Annotated in this window: 17 protein-coding genes and 3 pseudogenes; 16 read left to right on the forward strand and 4 right to left on the reverse strand. The window is 34.9% G+C overall.

What is annotated here, in order from left to right; translation table 11 throughout:
• Positions 1-29: 29 nt before the first annotated feature.
• The 3 genes from LCM23_RS22560 (at position 30) to LCM23_RS22570 (ending at position 2,938) form a co-directional block, all read left to right on the forward strand.
• Complete coding sequence (locus LCM23_RS22560) at positions 30-1,163, forward strand: zinc-dependent alcohol dehydrogenase (protein ID WP_000649059.1); 1,134 nt, start codon at positions 30-32, stop codon at positions 1,161-1,163.
• A 239-nt stretch (positions 1,164-1,402) separates the two neighbouring features.
• On the forward strand, positions 1,403-1,567 hold the full coding sequence (locus LCM23_RS22565; RefSeq protein ID WP_002006642.1) for a hypothetical protein: 165 nt from the start codon (positions 1,403-1,405) through the stop codon (positions 1,565-1,567).
• 390 nt (positions 1,568-1,957) lie between these two features.
• Positions 1,958-2,938: an SDR family oxidoreductase gene (locus LCM23_RS22570; RefSeq protein WP_001993829.1), complete on the forward strand. Its 981-nt coding sequence runs from the start codon at positions 1,958-1,960 to the stop codon at positions 2,936-2,938.
• Positions 2,939-3,221: 283 nt separating this feature from the next.
• Here the strand turns inward: LCM23_RS22570 and LCM23_RS22575 are convergent.
• Positions 3,222-3,593: pseudogene (locus LCM23_RS22575) on the reverse strand (glutathione-dependent formaldehyde dehydrogenase); the annotation flags it as partial.
• 270 nt (positions 3,594-3,863) lie between these two features.
• Here LCM23_RS22575 and LCM23_RS22580 point away from each other — a divergent pair.
• Positions 3,864-4,127: an AbrB/MazE/SpoVT family DNA-binding domain-containing protein gene (locus tag LCM23_RS22580; RefSeq protein WP_373370967.1), complete on the forward strand. Its 264-nt coding sequence runs from the start codon at positions 3,864-3,866 to the stop codon at positions 4,125-4,127.
• A gap of 276 nt (positions 4,128-4,403) precedes the next feature.
• On the opposite strand, the pseudogene LCM23_RS22585 reads toward LCM23_RS22580, so the two are convergent.
• Together LCM23_RS22585 and LCM23_RS22590 are read right to left on the reverse strand one after the other, a co-directional pair.
• Positions 4,404-4,739: pseudogene (locus LCM23_RS22585) on the reverse strand (recombinase family protein); the annotation flags it as partial.
• A gap of 139 nt (positions 4,740-4,878) precedes the next feature.
• Positions 4,879-5,724 (reverse strand): AraC family transcriptional regulator, encoded by an 846-nt coding sequence (locus LCM23_RS22590; protein WP_010731423.1) that lies wholly within the window; start codon positions 5,722-5,724, stop codon positions 4,879-4,881.
• 285 nt (positions 5,725-6,009) lie between these two features.
• Between LCM23_RS22590 and LCM23_RS22595 the strand changes: the two are divergent.
• The 4 genes and pseudogenes from LCM23_RS22595 to LCM23_RS22610 all read left to right on the forward strand — a co-directional run.
• Positions 6,010-7,275 (forward strand): annotated as a pseudogene (locus LCM23_RS22595) (DUF4158 domain-containing protein); the annotation flags it as partial.
• Positions 7,276-7,490: 215 nt separating this feature from the next.
• Complete coding sequence (locus LCM23_RS22600) at positions 7,491-7,841, forward strand: VOC family protein (protein WP_141130782.1); 351 nt, start codon at positions 7,491-7,493, stop codon at positions 7,839-7,841.
• Positions 7,842-8,048: 207 nt separating this feature from the next.
• Complete coding sequence (locus tag LCM23_RS22605) at positions 8,049-8,405, forward strand: glyoxalase superfamily protein (RefSeq protein ID WP_036578620.1); 357 nt, start codon at positions 8,049-8,051, stop codon at positions 8,403-8,405.
• Between the two features lie 258 nt (positions 8,406-8,663).
• Complete coding sequence (locus LCM23_RS22610; protein WP_036578618.1) at positions 8,664-9,137, forward strand: GNAT family N-acetyltransferase; 474 nt, start codon at positions 8,664-8,666, stop codon at positions 9,135-9,137.
• A 161-nt stretch (positions 9,138-9,298) separates the two neighbouring features.
• Here the strand turns inward: LCM23_RS22610 and LCM23_RS22615 are convergent, their stop codons facing one another.
• Positions 9,299-10,216: a class I SAM-dependent methyltransferase gene (locus tag LCM23_RS22615; protein ID WP_224938870.1), complete on the reverse strand. Its 918-nt coding sequence runs from the start codon at positions 10,214-10,216 to the stop codon at positions 9,299-9,301.
• A 300-nt stretch (positions 10,217-10,516) separates the two neighbouring features.
• Between LCM23_RS22615 and LCM23_RS22620 the strand changes: the two genes are divergently transcribed.
• The 8 genes from LCM23_RS22620 to LCM23_RS22655 all read left to right on the forward strand — a co-directional run bounded on the left by LCM23_RS22620 (position 10,517) and on the right by LCM23_RS22655 (position 18,438).
• Entirely contained in the window at positions 10,517-11,086 is a 570-nt protein-coding gene (locus tag LCM23_RS22620; RefSeq protein WP_223254522.1) for a cupin domain-containing protein, read from the forward strand.
• Positions 11,087-11,247: 161 nt separating this feature from the next.
• Positions 11,248-13,116 (forward strand): hypothetical protein, encoded by a 1,869-nt coding sequence (locus LCM23_RS22625; protein WP_224938871.1) that lies wholly within the window; start codon positions 11,248-11,250, stop codon positions 13,114-13,116.
• Positions 13,116-13,433, forward strand: a complete 318-nt coding sequence (locus LCM23_RS22630) for a DUF5592 family protein (protein ID WP_224938872.1) — start codon at positions 13,116-13,118, stop codon at positions 13,431-13,433. Before LCM23_RS22625 ends, LCM23_RS22630 begins: the two co-directional genes overlap by 1 nt.
• Positions 13,423-14,007, forward strand: coding sequence for a hypothetical protein (locus LCM23_RS22635; RefSeq protein WP_224938873.1), 585 nt, complete (start codon positions 13,423-13,425; stop codon positions 14,005-14,007). The genes LCM23_RS22630 and LCM23_RS22635 overlap by 11 nt, the downstream gene beginning before the upstream one ends.
• 4 nt (positions 14,008-14,011) lie before the next feature.
• A complete protein-coding gene (locus LCM23_RS22640) occupies positions 14,012-15,907 on the forward strand; it encodes a VirB4 family type IV secretion system protein (protein WP_224938874.1) in 1,896 nt (631 codons plus the stop codon).
• A complete protein-coding gene (locus LCM23_RS22645; protein WP_224938875.1) occupies positions 15,908-16,537 on the forward strand; it encodes a hypothetical protein in 630 nt (209 codons plus the stop codon).
• Positions 16,521-17,606 carry a bifunctional lytic transglycosylase/C40 family peptidase gene (locus LCM23_RS22650; protein WP_224938876.1) on the forward strand — a complete coding sequence of 362 codons (1,086 nt, stop codon included), beginning with the start codon at positions 16,521-16,523 and terminating at the stop codon, positions 17,604-17,606. Before LCM23_RS22645 ends, LCM23_RS22650 begins: the two co-directional genes overlap by 17 nt.
• 19 nt (positions 17,607-17,625) lie before the next feature.
• Positions 17,626-18,438, forward strand: a complete 813-nt coding sequence (locus LCM23_RS22655) for a coiled-coil domain-containing protein (protein WP_224938877.1) — start codon at positions 17,626-17,628, stop codon at positions 18,436-18,438.
• The last annotated feature ends 273 nt before the right edge of the window (positions 18,439-18,711 follow it).

The raw sequence follows: 18,711 nt of genomic DNA on the forward strand, positions 1-18,711 counted from the left end.
AGTATTAGAAATAGGAGGGCCCTGCATTTATGAAGGCTGTAACTTATCAAGGACCAAATCATGTACAGGTTAATCAAGTAGAGGATGCAAAATTAGAAAAAAAAGACGATATTATAGTTAAGATTACTTCTACTGCTATTTGCGGATCTGATTTGCATTTATATCAAGGTAACATGCCATTACCCCCAGGATATATTATTGGCCACGAACCAATGGGTATTGTGGAAGAAGTTGGACCTGAAGTCACAAAAGTAAAAAAGGGAGACCGTGTTGTCGTTCCCTTTAATGTTTCATGTGGACATTGCTTTTATTGCCAACATGAAATGGAAAGCCAATGTGATAACTCAAACCCTCATTATGATTCTGGCGGATACTTTGGTTATACTGAGAAGTTCGGTAACCATCCGGGTGGTCAGGCTGAATATTTAAAAGTCCCTTTTGGAAACTTCACTCCCTTTGTTATCCCGGAGTCATGCGAATTGGAGGATGAGTCACTGCTCTTTTTATCGGATGTTCTGCCAACAGCTTATTGGAGTGTAAAAAATGCAGGTGTAAAATCAGGCGATACAGTTATTGTTCTTGGATGCGGACCTGTTGGGTTGATGGTACAAAAATTTGCCTGGATGGAAGGTGCAAAGCGTGTAATAGCAGTTGATTACTTGGATTACCGGATCAATCATGCGAAAAAGATGAACAATGTTGAGGTATTTGAGTTCACAAAATACCCTGATATGGGCGAACATTTAAAAGAGATCACACATGGTGGGGCAGATGTCGTCATCGATTGTGTAGGTATGGACGGAAAGAAATCACCCCTAGAGTTTCTGGAACAAAAATTCAAACTGCAGGGCGGAACCCTTGGACCTATTCAAATTTCTACTAAAGCTGTCCGAAAGTATGGGACAGTGCAAATGACTGGTGTTTACGGGGGTAACTATAATCTATTTCCATTAGGTGCATTTTGGATTAGAAATATTAATCTTAAAATGGGACAGGCTCCAGTCATTCATTTTATGCCAGAATTGTTTAAAAAAATAACAAATAACGAATTTGACCCAAGAGATATTATCACACACAAGATGTCCCTTGAAGAAGCAAGTCATGGTTATCGAATTTTTAATAATCGTGAGGATGAATGTATAAAAGTCGTTTTAAAACCGTAATCCTCTTCTCTTTCCAAAAAGACTTCATACTTTGTATAGAAGTCTTTTTATTCGACCATTTAGCCAAGAAGGTCAAAAAGTAATTGATAGATACAATGAATAAACTCGCATACAGTAAAGACGAACCTGCTGACCTAGTCAATGTAGCAATTGAAGAGCTAATACATTAAAAATATGAACTTCCCATCTACAATACTTTAAAAGATGCAGCCAATGATGTTCGAAAAAGGTCTTATCGTATGATTTATCATAACTTACTTAATGAAAATCAAAAAGAGAGCGTGAATCAACTTTTCGAGGTATCAGAAGGTTCTACAAACAGTCCATGGAATCAATTGAAAGAGGATGCAAAAAGAGCGACTTTATCACATTTAGAACTCTCGTTGCTCGCCGAGATTGGTTAATGGAAACTGAACATCTCTACAGAATTACTTCATGATATTAAGAATTTGTGGAACAACAAAACGTATTTTTTGTTATTCAGCAATAGGGTCAAATCGTATTATGTGGTTAGCCGGTTTTTTCTGGTTGACCTATTTTTTTAGGTACTATTCTTGAGGTAGCCGGGATTAAAGAACTGTTAAGTAAAAATAAGTTGATCCGTTAAAGGGGTAGAATATTGAGTAAAGCTCCTTGTCCTAAAGCTCAGTTCAATAAAGAAAAAAGGTGTCTCTTTTGAGGAAGAATAAGCTTCTGTGTTGAAAGTAAACCACTTTTTTCAAACTTTTTTAATTTATTTGTAGTGAACAACATAAACATTCTATAGAAGAAAATTATTTCTATAGGAGGTTTCCATGGATCAAAAGGATCAAAGTCGTCAATTAGACCAAATAAAGCAAATGCAACAAATGTTTAAAGCGAACATGAAAACTCAACCTTATCCCATGTACCCTAACTATGGGAAAATCACACGTTACGAAGAAATTCCGATAAGTTTACCTGAACAGCGCCAGCTGCGCCATCCCGGAGTGGAAAAATTTATGGTACCCCTTCCAATTATCGAAAACCCGAACTATAAAGGGAGTGAAAAGTTAACAGGAAAAGTAGCACTTATTACAGGGGGTGACAGTGGTATTGGTGCAGCAGTAGCAATTGCGTTTGCTAAAGAAGGCGCAGATGTTGCTATTTCATACTTAGATGAACATGAGGATGCAAATAGAACAAAAACGAGGATTGAACAACTCGGACAACGTTGTTTTCTAATGCCTGGGGACTTGCGAGACAAACAACAGTGTATCTCCATTGTAGAACAAACAGTAAATACGTTTGGACGTCTCGATATTCTTTGTAACCACGTTGGTATCCAATTCCAACAACTAAGTCTGCTTGACATTACAGATGAGCAATTCGATGACACCTTCAAAGTTAATATATACTCTCATTTTTACACAACAAGGGCAGCGCTTCCTCATTTAAAACCAGGCAGCTCAATCATTGGCACTTCTTCAGTGGTGACGTATGTAGGTGAGCAGCAAATGATTGATTATACGGCCACAAAAGGCGCAATAGTTGGTTGGACACGTGCCTTGGCTAAAAATGTCGTGAAACAAGGGATCCGAGTCAATGCCGTCGCCCCCGGCCGAATTTGGACCCCACTTATTTCAGCAAGTTTCTCGTCAGACCAAGTCGCTGTATATGGAGCATTTAATCCAATGGAACGAGTTGCCCATCCATTTGAACTCGCACCAACCTTTGTCTATCTTGCTTCTGATGATTCTCGTTTTGTTACTGGTCAAGTTCTTCATGTTGATGGGGGAGAATCCACACATTCCTAATGGAAGGGGGTTACCATTTTGAGATATGAATTTAATCCAGAAGTAAAGCTATTGCTAGTAAACCATTCAAATGAAAAAGTAAGGATGGTCTATATGGAGGATTCCTGGCCCATGCCAAAAATAGGACTGAGACCACCATATTATTGCTACCCAAGTTACGAGCTGAATTATCCAATAATCTAAATAATAACAGACAAAAAGACTTCTACACACAGTGTGGAAGTCCATTCAACATTTCGCTTAGGGTTCGCAATTATGCTAACTTTCAATTCATCCATTTAAACTAATAGGATAACGGTTTTAAAACGACTTTTATACAGTCGTCCTCACGATTATTAAACATTTGATAACCATGACTTGCTTATCCAAGGGCCACTTTGTATGTGGGTCAAACTCGTTATTCGTTATTTTTTCAAAAGATTCAGGCATAAAATGTATGACTGATGCCAGTCCCATTCTCAGATTGATATTCCTAACTCAACCCAATGGAAACACATTATAGTTGCCCCCATAAACATCTATTAATTGGACCGTTCCATATTTTTGCACAGCTTTTGTAGAAATTTGAATAGGTCCAAGGGTTCCACCTTGGCAACTTTAATTTTTGTTCAAGAATCTCCAAAGATGATTTATTCTCGTCAATACCTACACAATTGTGGATTTGAAATAAAGTCGTACCGTTTATAAAAAAGATGTACCGTTTTAAAGAAAGTTATACCGTTTACAAAAAAGTTGCACCGTTTTATTCCTTTTCGATTAAAGGATTCTATGTGAGTTTTAATTAAACTTTTTTATAAAAAGGAATGTTCATTCAAAAAGAAAAGAATCCATTTTGATCAATCTTTTTTCAAAATGGATTCTTTTCTTTTACCGTAAAATATGGATTTGTCGAACGTTTTTGATCAAACTTTATTTTAAAGTTACAATTGTAAGAAAAGTAGACGAGTTGGGAAGAGTTGTAATACCAATTGAATTAAGAAGAGTAATGGATATTAACATTAAAGACCCACTAGAAATTTTCGTTGATACAGATAAGATTATTCTTCGTAAATATTCACATGCACGAGCTTGTATAATTACGGGACAGATAAGCGATAGCAATGTTGAACTTGCTAATGGAAAGATCGTATTAAGTACTGCTGCAATTCTTCTACTTCAAGAAGAATTAAAAGACTATATTACAGTATAAGGAAAGAAGAAGAGTCAATTGAAAATTACTGGAATAATGAAAAAAGCTTATGAGCATAAGAAAATTATATTAAGTAGTGCAATAACATTTGTTATATTATTAATGCTTTTCCCACTAATATTGAATTATACCTTTTTTAACTTTAAAGTGGATTCAACAAATGGAGATTTAACTATATGGGCTCCTTTTTTTGCTACCTATTATGGAGCTATAATAGGCCTAGTGACAGGGTTCCTGCTGTAGACCGCAAAGTAACTTTGGAGAAGTAATAAAATCCTATTTTTTTAGTTCTTCAAGCTTTCTTCTATTGACTGCTCTGTATAAGGAACCTTGTGATATTCCAGTTGCCGAGACAATCTCCTTTATGGAATATTCCTCACTATCATACATCCTTAGCGCAACAGCAAGCTTTTCTTTATCCAACTTGGGTCTACCTAATGTTTTCCCACGCCTTTTACTTGCTTCAAGTCCTTCCTTTACTTTCTCAGCAATAAGGTTTCTTTCTAATTCTGCAATGACACACATCATTTGGAACATGGCTTTGCCTGTAGAGGTTCTTGTATCCATATTTTCTTTTAAAGAAATGAATTGCACCCCCATCTCTTCTAACTGGGGTAGCGTCAGGAAAATGCGGATTTACAACGATAAGGAATTTCCAATATAAAAAGCCTGATTTCCCATCACCTAAATTGAGAAATTAGGCTCTTTTTTCGTTACTCCATAAACAGCATTCTATTACTGAATATGTAATTTACTTCGGGATAACAGGGACCCAGAGTTCGTGTCTTGGTTTATGCTTCGGACCGTAATAACATTCTATACACGGTAAATTTGCAAGTTCATACTCGGAGGTAGGGACCCACTCGGAATATAAACGTTTCCATGCATCCACTATGTTCGGAAAAACTGCCCATGTACTTGCGGGAATAATAAGCGTCTCCATATTTTCTGGGGATTCCCCATCGTATCTTACGCCCATGAAATAGGAAAATTGTTCATCTGTTATGGCAGCTTCTTTTCCGCAAACCCCCAGAAGGCTTTCAAGCGTGCATTTTGGATTTTCCCATGACATATCTACTAGTTCTTGCATAAATCCATCTTTTTTCGCAGTGTTCCAAAGCGTAGGGATTGTTTTAAATGCTCTGCTTGTTTTTACTGGCTTACTTTTTCCAACAATTCTTAATTCAAAATCAAGGTTTTCAATTCTGTACTCCATCTCGGTATCTCCTTTAATAGAAATTTGAAAGGAAATTCTGGGAAAGGCTTTTAACTGTACCCCTCTATTACGAGCATTGGAAGGGGTTACTCCATGCATTTTTTGAAAAGCACGTGAGAAAGTATCAGAAGAAACATAACCATATTTAATTGCCACATCAATGATCCGAATATCACTTTTTTGAATTTCAAATGCTGCGAGTGTTAACCGTCTACGTCTAATATATTCTGATAGCGATATACCTGAGATTGAAGAGAACATTCTTGAAAAATGAAACTCAGAACAATTAGCTGCTTTTGCAATCTCTTTGTAGTCTATTTCTTCATTCAAGCTATTTTCAATGTAGTTTAACGCATTGTTCATTCTTTCTAGCCAATCCATAAGTTTACTCCCTTTCAATATTTACTTTAAAACAAAATAGATAATAATTGCCGACATTTCATGCCTAAAAATGTTGGTATCAAAAAATAAACCTTTTGATAGAATCAGGACAAACTATTTGTTTCCTTCCGATAGGCTTAGTGACAGGGTAGCTGCTCTAGTCCGCAAGATTATTTCCAATAAAAGTAAAGTTGTTTTTTGATAATTTCGATAAGTATTGTTGATAGCTCACTATGTCGAAATTTATACTGTTTATAAAATGACATAGTGAGAAGAGGGAAACCATTGAAGAGAAATTGGAATCAAAATGAACTCGATGAACATTTTAGTTTATTGCCAAATGAAAATCACTTAGTGCTAAGTAAGAAAACAAGCGCAAACCGTTTAGGGTTTGCTGTCCTTCTTAAATATTTCCAACAGGAAGCACAGTTTCCTAACAAGAAGCAAGATGTGCCCAAAGAAGTTGTCCAACATGTAGCTGATCAAGTAGATGCTTCGGTAGAGGACTTTTTTGACAACTATGGTTGGGGTGGAAAAGAAAGAAGTTATACGGAACATCGAAAGGCAATACGTAACCTTTTTGGATTTCGAGAACTTACTGCAAACGACAAACATCTCTTCGCAGAGTGGTTAGGAGAACAGGTTCAGTTTACACATGATACCGACTACTTGAAAAATCAAGCATACAGTTTCTTTCGTACGTGGAAAGTTGAACCTCCTTCATTAGGAAGTTTGAAGCGAATGATTGAATCTGCTATCGATCATTTTGAAAAGAATTTATATAAAATGACCTATCAACAACTTTCTCCTAAGACCTGTTCACGATTAGATGCCTTTCTTGAATCACACTCTGATGAAGGGTCCGATGGTTATTTCGAAGCTAAAATTCCTGATGAAGAAAACAACGACATTTTAACCTTTCGCCAGTTGCTATCCTCTCCAGGCAAACCAAGTGTAAGTACGATGGAAATGGAAATCAAAAAACTATTAGCCATTCAACATCTTCAAATCCCTGATGGTTTATGTAAACAGATGTCTCCTAAACTAGTAAAAAAATATCGACTACGTGCAGCTACCGAAACCGTAACGGAATTGCGTGCTCACCCTGCACCTATACGCTATACCCTTCTTGCCATTTTATTTTCGCATCGTCATGAGGAAGTCATTGATTATTTAGCTGATTTATTGGATGAAATTGCGCTAAAATTCGGAAATAAGGCCAAAAATACAACCCGAAAAGAAGCAGTAGAAGAATTAGAAAGAGTCCAAGGGAAAAATAAACATATTGTCAATTTATTAAAAGCGACCGTAGATAACCCAGAAGGGGTCATTCAAGATACTCTATTCCCTATTGTTAGCTCTGATATGATTCGGGATATTATTAAGGACATGACAAAAAATAACCGGGAATACAAAGAAAAAATCTATACGAAAATGCACGCTTCTTACCAAGGTCATTATCGAAAGTCCCTTTCTAAAATTTTAAACAACCTTACTTTTCGCTCAAATAATCAAGTTCATCAGCCGATTATCGAGGCTATCCAACTAATGTTGATTTAAAATAAAGTCTGCTAATTTGTAAAAAAGTTCGATAATTTATAATAAAGTTTGATTAAAATTCCTGTATCAATGCAGGAATTTTTCATTCCGCAATCGGGCCATTTTGTTGTATAAGCAGAAGCTTCTGAGGTTGTCGAAGTAGTATTATATCTGATTTTATTTTTGTACAAAAGAGCAGCAGTTTACTTTAATGGGGGGTAATGTCAATGGAGAAGAATACCGGTGTAACATTTCAAGTGAGAATTACTGATTATGAAAAGGGGATAAAGTGGTATGAAAAGCTTTTTAACAGGAAACCTGACTTCATACCACACGGGGACTTTGCAGAGTGGGAGATTGTTCCTAACACGTGGCTTCAGGTTGCTAAAGGTGAACCAACAAATGGGAATGGTCCATTGAGGTTAGGTGTAGAAGACATTGAAAATGAAAGAAGAAGGCTTGTGGAAGTTTTAAACATAGAGATAGAAAGTGTTAACACCAGAGAAGGTGTCCCAGCTGCTTGGTGTTCTTTTGAAGACCCATACGGAAATAGGATTGGCTTGTATCAAGAAATTTAATGTAAAGTAATACATAGTTTAGACTTTATTCCAGACTAGGGCGCGTTTCTCTAAGAAATACGTCTGTTTTCATTTAAGGGACAGATTGTCAAAGTTTACTGGCTAAAAGATATTTAGAGGTTAATTTTTTTAAAAAAGACTAAATAGGCAGGATCATCTAACCTGCTTGTTGAAAATTAGAAATAACTTATCATGGAGGATGTCAATATGCAAAAAGTGGTTCCTGCATTCCGCATTACTGATTATAAAAAGAGTAAGGCGTTTTACGTAGAAGGAATGGGATTTCAAATTGATTGGGAGCATCGGTTTGAACCTGATTTTCCTGTTTTTGTTCAGATCACTAAGGACGAAATGACTATTTATTTAACTGAACATACTGGAGACTGCGAAACGGGTGGGTTAATTCACTTATTTGTTCCCAATGTTGATAAATGGTACTACGAATTAAAGAGTAAAAAAGATATCCGTATTACGGAACCTCCAAATGAGGATCTTGAAGGACTTCGTATGATGACAGTCGTAGATCCTGATGGAAATCAATTACGCATATGTACTCGTTTATAAACAATCTTTTAATACTAATTTAAAGGGTTTGATCTCCAGCAATAGGGCTCATTCGCGGAATAAGCCTTGCGCATATTGTTGATTCATCGGGCGCTATTCCCTAATAAGGAGAAGCACCCATCTTGCATATTAGGGCCATTTTGTTGAACAAGGAAATGAATTGGTACTAAGCATATCAAGGTGGTTTTACACGATAAAATATATTGCTTAGGGAACGTACGTTTGCTAGAATAAAGTAAACGACAGAGGGTGAGTTTAATGAGCAATTTAGTGCTTCGGAATGTGGATGAGGATGACCTTCCTATTTTTTTTAAGCATCAACGGGACAGTGAGGCAAACCAAATGGCCGCCTTTACAAGTAAGGACCCTAATGATTGGAATAGCTTCGCTGAACACTGGAACAAAATACTTACGAATAAGAATATTATTAAGCAAACTATCATTGTTGAGAACACCGTAGTTGGCCATATTGTACACTTCGAGCAGTCCGGAAAACCAGAAGTAACCTATTGGATTGGAAAGGAATACTGGGGTAAGGGAATCGCAACCAACGCTTTACAAGAATTTCTAAAACAGGTTTCAATTCGTCCACTTTATGCTCGCGCTGCAAAAGACAATACTGGATCCATAAAGGTTTTAAAAAGATGTGGGTTCATGATTTCGGGTGAAGATAGCGGGTATGCAAACGCGCGTGGTAAGGATGTTGAAGAGTTTATTCTCACCCTTAACTAAAGAAATTCAAACTATAGTGTTTATTGTGTTTATTCCTTTATAGGGCGCAGTTGTTGAATAAGCATTGCGCCGTTAAAGGGCCAGATTGTGTAATAATTAATAATAAGCCTACCCCTCAATCAAATAGAGGATTAAGGGGTAAGCTGATATTAAACAAATAATTATTTTTTTACAGCATGGATGTAATGAATCGTTTCAAAGGCTTTTAAATAATCCAAACGATCGCTAAAGAATTTATTATTTATAACATCGGGTGATAAATGTTCGTAAATAAGTAATCCTGCATCTTCTAACAATATTTCTATTTCGTCATAAGTAAAACATGATTTCATTGGTTCGCCACTAGCGGATGCCATTTGCACCATATTCTGAACTCGGTTAGACAATCCTTTTTCTTCAAATAGTTTATCATCTGCATAATCAAAAACGATGGAACTTCCCAATGGAATCTCTGCAAATAATTCTTTAATTAAATTTGAAATTTCTTCTTTTGTTAAGTAATAGGAAACACCTAAGAGACTATAAAAGGTTTTTTTGTTTGGTTGAAAACCCTCATCAATAAGGTTTTGTAGGATAATATCTTTGGTGAAATCCATTGGAACAAAGTGAAAATTATAAGGAATTTGATAATTAGATTTGGCTAGCCTATTCCTTTTAAAATCTTGTGTAGACGGATAATCAACTTCAAATATTTCCAACTTAGGGTCTAATTCTGGGTTCCGAAAACAAAATGTATCCAATCCAGCTCCTAGAATGACATATTGTTCAGCTCCTAGTACTATCTCATGGAATAATACTTTTTCACAATAGGCAGCACGTGCTAATGGAGTTGGTGAGAGTTGAACTTGTGTAATCCATTTTAATATTTCATCGGGTTGATCTTGAAATTTTATAGCAATTTCATGATTAAAAAATTGAATTCCTTGAATCATGTTTTTACGAATATCTTCAAATTCCTTTTGGGTAATTAAATCTTTTGCAATATAATCATCAAAAATCTTTGGTGTGTCATATTTACTATGGTATGCTCGACCAAAAGCTGAAATTAAGGAAGTTAAACTGGATTCATTTTTCTCCATACATTGATTCCCCCATATAATAAAAATAAGATTCCCCTGGCCAGGAGAATCTTATTATATACGAAAATATAATAACTGTAAATTATAGCATAATTAAATTATTTTGTCAATAATATTGACTTGTATTTAAATGTTATCTCATGAAAAAATCAAAAAATACAATACAACAATCGGGCGCAATTATTGAATAAGGTTATACCAGAATCGGGCCAGATAACGGAATAAGAATTAGCAATGAACTTCTAAATCCGCGGGACATATGATGGGTTTATAATCATATATCTTTGGAGGTATGTTTTAATGAATAACCCTTTTTATATGTATCCTTATTATTCGAACACTTATTATAGTAATGGGCAAATGTGTAATCATGATAATATGTTTGGTCTTGGCTATGGAAATATGTCATATGCTAGGCGCTATGCAAATCAATATTGGTCATATCCAAACACTCAGGGATATACTAGTTCCATATTAAATGACCATGGAAAAGAACCTTTTGTAATAAATATCAATCAGGCTGCTAAACAAAATAATACCTATCGAGATACTATATGGACCGGAAGTCATTTGCAGGTGACCTTAATGAGTATTGACGTTGGAGATGATATAGGGTTGGAAATTCACCCTAAGGTTGATCAATTTCTACGAATTGAGGAAGGTCAAGGACTTGTTCAGATGGGTAAGAGTAAAGATAACCTGAATTTTGTAAGAAATGCGGGTGATGATTTTGCCATTATAGTACCTGCCAATACTTGGCATAATGTAACCAATACAGGTAATATACCGTTAAAGCTTTATTCAATTTATGCACCACCTAATCATCCTTTTGGTACTGTTCATAGAACAAAGGCAGATGCCGAAGGTTAGAAATCTATAGTCTTCTGGAATCGGGCGCGATTGTTGAGCAACACAGGTAGAAAATGATCAAACTTTTTTATAAAAACCAAACTTAAATCTGCTAAAGAAGAATCCTTTTTGATTAATCTTTTTTTCAAATGGATTCTTCTTATTTATCGTAAAATAAGGATTTGCGAGATCTTTTTGCTCAAACTTTATTTCAAAGCTACACTCAACTCATCATAGAGTTAGGTGTTTTAAAAATTCTTACCCAGGCAACGGCTTTAACTGATGTAGAAACTGGTCAAAGGAATAAAAAATTAATAGAGAAAATCAGAAATACTTTTATTATTTTGTATATCATAATGCTTTTGTTAAATATTTACCTTTTGTTTGTTGATTATATTTCTACAACTACTATTTCAGATCCTGTAAAACTCTTAGTTATTTTAGCTGCAGCATTTTTAGTAATTGATGGTCCAAACTTTATAGAAGAACTATTTGGAATTGATGCTGGTTTAAGAAGTGCTAGTAGAACGATATTGGGACTATTAGGTGCTGCTAAAGGAGCTCAAATGGCTACTAGTGCAGTAGGGAAAGGTTTGAAAACTGCAGGTAAAGCACTTAAAACAGGAGCAAAAGGAACCGGTAAACTTCTTGGTGCTGCAGGTACGATTGGTGCAGGGGCTAAAGGTGCGCTCGACGGTTATAAAGAAAATAAAAATAATAACAGTGGAAATAGAGGTACTGGTGGGTCCTCTCTATTGAATGCAAATGGAAATCAAAACGTAGATTCTAAAGAAAACAATAGTTCAAGACAAGAGAATAATAGAAATGATGCTACACCATTAGAAAGTCAAAATCAACAAAATAACGATTCTGTTGAATCATTACAAACAGGTAATGAAAGTCCTTCACAAAATGGAAGTCCAACAGTAACTATGACTGAAGGAAATACACCACTTGGAGGTGCGAAAGATAAGCAACAAAGAAATTCAAATAGTAGTAATTTTAATGCTAATGGAAGTGGCTCTCATTTAAGAAGGGAAGAAAGTCAAAATACAAATCAACCTTCTGGAATGTTCAGAGCTAATGAAATGGGTAATACACCATTGGGGAATCCAGAGAGCAATAATAGTGGAAATCAAATGCAAAATAATTCTGCACCAAACGTTAATGATGTAAATGTAGGTGGGGGTCATACATTAGGTAATGGTTTCAATGCAAACAATGGCAATACTCCTTTGGGGGACAATGGTATTCAAAAATCAGGAGGTAAAGGTTCTCAAGGAATTCCAATAAAGGGTGTAGGTTCGAATAGTGGAAACACAGGACCGATAGGAAATTTAGGAGGAACTCAACAAGGGACTCCAATATCGGGTGTAGGTTCGAATAGTGGAAGCACAGGACCGATAGGAAATCTAGGAGGAACTCAACAAGGGACTCCAATATCGGGTGTAGGTTCGAATAGTGGAAGCACAGGACCGATAGGAAATCTAGGAGGAACTCAACAAGGAACTCCAATAAAGGGTGTAGGTTCGAATAGTGGAAACACAGGACCGATAGGGAATTTAGGAGGAACTCAACAAGGGACTTCAATAAAGGGTGTAGGTTCGAATAGTGGAAGCACAGGACCGGTAGGAAATTTAGGAGGAACTCAACAGGGAACTCCAATAAAGGGTGTAGGTTCAAATAATGGAAGCACAGGAACATTAGGAAATTTAGGAGGTTCTCAGCAAGGATTTCCAACTTCAAGTGGTTTAGGATTACAAAATACAGTAATAAATCCTAGTATAGCTTCACCTATAAGAGGTTCAATCAAACCGAATATGAATGTACCTAGGAGTGTTAATGTTCCTTCTTATGTTTCAGCAGCGAAGCAACAATTCAACAACAGTATTCAGCAAACACCAGTAACATCTCAAACCATTGGAGAAACAGCAATTGAGAAATATGCAGATACTACACAAAAGGTCTATGATTCTAAACCAATCCAAAATATGAGAAAAGCTTATGACATGTCTAAAAATTCAGTTATAAAAAGGAATGATGATAAATAATGCGAAGGTCAGTAAGAGTACCTGAAGAGATTTCGGCTGACCCAAAGTGGGCTAAACTTACAGTATTAGATGGCTTAATTATTATATCTAGTATTGCAATTGGATATTTCACTAAGTGGATTGTACACCCGTATTTAGAAATATTTTATGTGGGCTTTTTTCCGATAGCATTATTTGTTTTATTGTTACCTAGTACAGTACCACATAAGAAGAACTTTCAAACTGCACTTACAGTATTCCGGAAAGATAGAAAAGTCTATAAGTCTATATCATTAGAAGATATAGACTTAGAAAGGGGTCAAGAAGATGGAATTTGATGCTATAAAAGAAAAGGCTTCTAAAAGACCTAAAAATAGAAAAGACAAGAAATTAGCGAAACAAATTAATAAAGTAAATCAAGTTTATCCTATTGCAGGTATCACTGCAGAAGGATTTATTAAAAGTAAGGTTGGATTTACAGAAGTGTTCTTTGAAATATTAGATGTTCAAAAGTATGACCTCTATATGATGGATGATAATGAATTTAATTTTGTAACGGAAAACAATTGGAACTTTCACAAACAAGTATCATTTCCGATAAAGAAAGTCTATATGAACTTCCCTGAAGAAAACCAACTTCAACAGGAATATTTCAAACATAAAATTGAAACGTCAACTTCTCCGATACAAATAAACGTATTAAATAACGAATTAGAGAAACTAAAACACATTGAAAGAAACTATGAAACAAGGGATTGTTATTTATTCATATTTGCTAAGAATAGTGATGAATTGAACAAGAGGATAGATGTAGTAAAACGTTTTGATAATTTTTTAGGAACCAAAAAAATGAGTATTGAAAAAAAGAAAAAAATTTTATTTAGGTTAAATAATCATAATACAAGAGGGTGATCTTTTGTCTTTAGAAAAAGATTTAGAAGTTATTTATGAGACGCAGCCAATGGGAGGAATTTCTTTTAAGGATGAGTATTATAACCGTAAGGGTGACGGATACGAGGCATGCCTTCACATATATAGGCTCCCCAATAACTTCACTGAATTTTGGCTGAACCAGATTACTAGTATTGAGAATACAATTGTAATTGAAGACACTTACACTGAACAAGATATTAATTACACTGAAAAGGTAACTCATTCTATTGAAGAGTATGGAGCAAGACAAAAAAATGCCAAAACGCAAAACGAATATGATGTTGCTAATTTGGAGTTTGAAATTTTGAGGGAATTAGGTGTTAATCTAGCTAAAAATGGTGAAGTAATTAAAAAAATGCACATCAGAATATATATTTATGCTCCAACTCAATTGGCACTTGAAGAAAGGATTTTTGAAATACAAAAAAATCTTGATAGTGATGGATACAAAAGCATAGTTTTTTTAGATGAGCAGAAAGAAGAATGGCAAGCTAAGTTTTTAGATTACGAATCACAGCAAAAATTACCCAATAAAAGAAGTGGAATTGAAATCCCAGCCGAAGTAATAGGTTTGGGATTTTCTCATGACCAAACGAGCTTGAAAGACCCCACAGGAGCTTATTATGGTTATACAAGAACTAGAGGTACAGTCTATTGGGATATCTTTCATAAGACGGCTATGAGGCTTTATTACAATTTATTTGTAAGTGGAGATATGGGCTCAGGAAAATCAACTTTCTTGAAAAAAATACTAAGAGATAATGCAGCAAAAGGTAACTATATACGAGGTTTTGATAAGTCTGGAGAGTTTCTAGCTGTTACCCAAGATCAAGGAGGGAAGACTGTAAATTTAGATGGTACTGGTGGAAGAATTAACTTAATGCAAGTGTTTCCGTCAGTTACTTATGAGGGAGAAAATGAACTAACAGTTGATGAAACTGCATCTTTTAGGCAGCATGTTTCGAAGTTGAATATGTGTTTCAGAATGATTAATCCAAATTCATCAGATGCAGATTTAGCTCAGTTTGATGAATTAATTTATGAGTTTTATATTAGTAGTGGTTTATGGGACCCGATGGGGACTAAAAGTATTACAAATTTAAGAGTTGATCAATATCCAATACTATCGGATTTCTATAATTATACTCTTGAGAGATATGAAAGTGAGACCGATGAAAGGTTTAAAGGTCGTATAGGAGATATTTCTAAATCCATTGGAAACCTTGTTCGTCAGTATGCAGATTTGTTTGATGGAATTACGACTATTCCAGATATGTCTAATGAGCAAATTGTATTCTTTGACATTGGTAACTTATCACAGTTAAAACCGGAAATTTTTGATATCCAGGTTTATAATGCATTATCACAAATTTGGGCAACAATGATGACGATTGGAAAGAGAGAGAAGGAGGCCTTTGAGAACAAAAAGAAAAATTGGTGGGATATTACAAGGTTCTTAATCATTGTTGATGAGTGTCACAACATTTTAAATATCCAAAAGGCTTACACAGCAGATTATTTTGTTACTTTTATGTCTGAAGCAAGAAAGTTTTTTGGTGGGCTAGTATTGGCAACACAACGATTAGAGAGAATGTTTCCAAATGCAAATAATGTTTCTAGTGATAAGATGGTGCTTGCTTCAAATAAATTATCTGAGATATTTGGGCTGACACAGTATAAAGCAATTTTTCGGCAGCCTAGTAGCTCAATTAGCTTAATTAAAGACCTTTTCGGAAACGAAATGACAGATACAGAATACGGCATAATGACAACGTTACCTGAAGGTGATTGTGTATTCTCAATCGCTGGGGATCAAAATCTGGTTATGCATATAGAAGTAACTCCGGATGAATTAGACTTATTTAAGGGAGGAGCTTAAATGGAAGATAATAATGAGACAGGTGTAAAAGGTGAAAGGAATAGTAAACTTAAAAAAATTTACCTTATTGCAGTCGTAATATTTATAGGTGCGATAATTTTGTATTTTTTACAGCAGGGAAAAACAGATGTGGAGAATAAAAATAATGATGAAGAAGATTCATTAATTATTGATGAAAATAACGATAAAAATGAGAATACTGAAGACACAGAAGAAGATAGTTCAGTGAAAATATCTGATAAAGATTTAGACACCATGAAAGACACAGTTTTTTCCTTTATTAATGGTTACTACAGGTATGATTATGAGAATGTTGATCAAAACCTTGTAGATACAAAATCTGCCCTTACTGAGGATTTTTACAAAGAGTTAAAATTGTCTCAAAGTGAAAATACAAAGGTGCCAGTCTTTGCTTATAGAGAAGTTAAAGATATTAAATTAGTAAGCTATGAAATTGTTAATAATGTTCCTTCATTTTTAGCAGAAGTAACAGCAGAATTGCTGGACGAAAATAAGGAAAAGTTAAGTACCGTTAAAGTAGAATTTTATGTAGATATGGTAAAAGTAAAAAACGATTGGAAAATATCATATTTAACTATGGTGGGGACAAGCATTGAAGATAATAATTGAATTCCTTAAACGGGGGATAGCTGCAAAGCTATTAGCTTTATTATTTTCTACAACAGGTCTGTATATTTTGTTAGGGTTATTTGTTACTTTAATTATTGTTGGTGCAGTCTCGAATATTAATAATCATAATAGTAATTGGGATGACTCTAACATGTCTCCTATAAACATTTCACCTGAAGTTGAACGCTATAGAAGTAAGGTAGAAGAAGAAGCTTTTAAGAATGATATACCAGAGGCTGTAGATATATTACTGGCCATAATGATGCAAGAAAGTGGTGGTAGAGTTCCAGACGTAATGCAGGCAAGTGAATCTCAAGGGCTGCCACCAAATTCGATAACTGACCCCTATCTCTCCATTGAGATAGGGGTTGCTTATTTTGCAATAGGATTTAAACATGCTAGAGAAAAAGCAAGTAAAAATGCAAATGAGACAGCGCTGCAGGGTTATAATTATGGATTTGGATTTATATCCTGGTCCATTGGGCATGAAGGTGGTTGGACTCACGATAATGCAATTGAATTTGCACGAATAAAGAGCAATGGAACTAAGAGAGAAAATGGCCAATGGAGATATGGGGATCAAAATTATGTCCAAAATGTAATGAGATACTTAGTTGCCAATGATGGCTCTAATGGAGGAGGTATTGAGCCATTACCTGGAGGGCATGCAACAATCGAAAAAGCTATTGCGGAAGGATCAAAATATATTGGAAGGTCGACATATGTTTTTGGTGGAGGCCGTAATCAAAGGGATATTGATAGAGGATATTTTGATTGTAGTAGTTTCATACATTATGCATTTAAAATGGCGGGTTTGACATTAGGAAATTTAACTTCAGTTACAACTGATACGCTCGTAAAAATGGGGAAAAAGGTTTCTGTTTCGGAGGTTAAACGAGGCGACTTAGTATTCTTTGACACATATAAAATAAATGGACATGTTGGAATTTATCTTGGAAATGGTCGGTTTTTAAATTGTCAATCTAACGGTGGTGTGAGAGTTGCATCAATGCAGAGTGGGTATTGGGCAGATACATTTAATGGTGTAATTGTTAGAGTTACCGAGTAAGAAATTAGGTGGTGAAAGAATGTTTTCAAAAAAGAAAAGCAGTAAGAAACATGGACAAAAGTATAAGAAAATGGTTTATATTTTGGGTGCTGTTTTTCTGTTTTTTCTAACCAGCAGAATAATATTTAATATTGAAGGTGAGAATGAAGATACTCCTTTAAGGACACCTGTTGCATTCTCAAATACTGAAGTTGAGATTGCTAGTAAAGAGTTTTATATGGATGAAAACTTATTAGAAGTTGATGTAATCGTAAAACAAAAAGGGTCAGTAACTCCATTGGATTTATCAGTAGATGTAATCGAAAAATCTGATACAGAAAAACAATATAAGACGGAAATCACAAAGATTACAGAAGAATATTATGTGATCTTTGTCCATGATCTACCGGATAAATGGAAAAGTGTTTCAATGATTATTAATGATAAGAACGATGAAAATTCCTCGTCATTAAGTATGGCTAGTAAGTTATATGTATCTCAAGAAAAGACAGAGAAAATAGAAGTCTTTTCAGTAAAAAAATCGGATTATTATGAAGCGAAATATATTGATACTTTACTAGATGATACTAAGAAGATGATTACCAAGGATACAGATAGTATAAATAAAGCAAAAGCTGATATAAAAAAAATCGAGGAAAAAATAAGCTCATTAGAGGCTGAACAAGAGTTCCAAACTAGAACAGAAAAAGAGAACACAAGGCAAAATATTGCTTCATTACAAACAAATATTGATGCTCTAAATAGTGAAAAGAAAAAGCTAAATGACAATCTAAAAGAATATCAAGAGAGAATAGAAAAATTAAAAGAAAGGAAATCAAAATTAGTGTACTAAGATGCCGAGAGTACATTAATTTTTTTGTTTATTTTAAGTCTAAGAGGCGCCTATCTGGCACATTAACCTAATATTTGGAATGTCAATCACCATAATATTGGCGCACATAAACAAAAAATCGCAACCATTAAGAAACAAACCGCACTGCGGTTTCAACCATGAAATGGTTGCAGTTTCCCCTTATGCTCTTTATTGCCTTTCATCCCCTTTTCTTTGAAAAGGGGATCGTAATTAAGCTGCGCTTAATTACTTGAAAGAATAAACGATTTTTGG

It is taken from the genome of Cytobacillus kochii (genome assembly GCF_020171845.1).
Classification (GTDB): domain Bacteria; phylum Bacillota; class Bacilli; order Bacillales; family Cytobacillaceae; genus Cytobacillus; species Cytobacillus kochii.

What these genes read in the sequence shown, in the direction of transcription:
- LCM23_RS22600 (WP_141130782.1), top strand. Translation starts at nt 7,491, where the DNA reads ATGGAGAAGAATACCGGTGTAACATTTCAAGTGAGAATTACTGATTAT.
- LCM23_RS22620 (WP_223254522.1), top strand. Translation starts at nt 10,517, where the DNA reads ATGAATAACCCTTTTTATATGTATCCTTATTATTCGAACACTTATTAT.
- LCM23_RS22645 (WP_224938875.1), top strand. Translation starts at nt 15,908, where the DNA reads ATGGAAGATAATAATGAGACAGGTGTAAAAGGTGAAAGGAATAGTAAA.
- LCM23_RS22655 (WP_224938877.1), top strand. Translation starts at nt 17,626, where the DNA reads ATGTTTTCAAAAAAGAAAAGCAGTAAGAAACATGGACAAAAGTATAAG.
- LCM23_RS22605 (WP_036578620.1), top strand. Translation starts at nt 8,049, where the DNA reads ATGCAAAAAGTGGTTCCTGCATTCCGCATTACTGATTATAAAAAGAGT.
- LCM23_RS22590 (WP_010731423.1), bottom strand. Translation starts at nt 5,724, where the DNA reads ATGGATTGGCTAGAAAGAATGAACAATGCGTTAAACTACATTGAAAAT.
- LCM23_RS22635 (WP_224938873.1), top strand. Translation starts at nt 13,423, where the DNA reads ATGGAATTTGATGCTATAAAAGAAAAGGCTTCTAAAAGACCTAAAAAT.
- LCM23_RS22565 (WP_002006642.1), top strand. Translation starts at nt 1,403, where the DNA reads ATGATTTATCATAACTTACTTAATGAAAATCAAAAAGAGAGCGTGAAT.
- LCM23_RS22610 (WP_036578618.1), top strand. Translation starts at nt 8,664, where the DNA reads ATGAGCAATTTAGTGCTTCGGAATGTGGATGAGGATGACCTTCCTATT.
- LCM23_RS22615 (WP_224938870.1), bottom strand. Translation starts at nt 10,216, where the DNA reads ATGGAGAAAAATGAATCCAGTTTAACTTCCTTAATTTCAGCTTTTGGT.
- LCM23_RS22560 (WP_000649059.1), top strand. Translation starts at nt 30, where the DNA reads ATGAAGGCTGTAACTTATCAAGGACCAAATCATGTACAGGTTAATCAA.
- LCM23_RS22630 (WP_224938872.1), top strand. Translation starts at nt 13,116, where the DNA reads ATGCGAAGGTCAGTAAGAGTACCTGAAGAGATTTCGGCTGACCCAAAG.
- LCM23_RS22570 (WP_001993829.1), top strand. Translation starts at nt 1,958, where the DNA reads ATGGATCAAAAGGATCAAAGTCGTCAATTAGACCAAATAAAGCAAATG.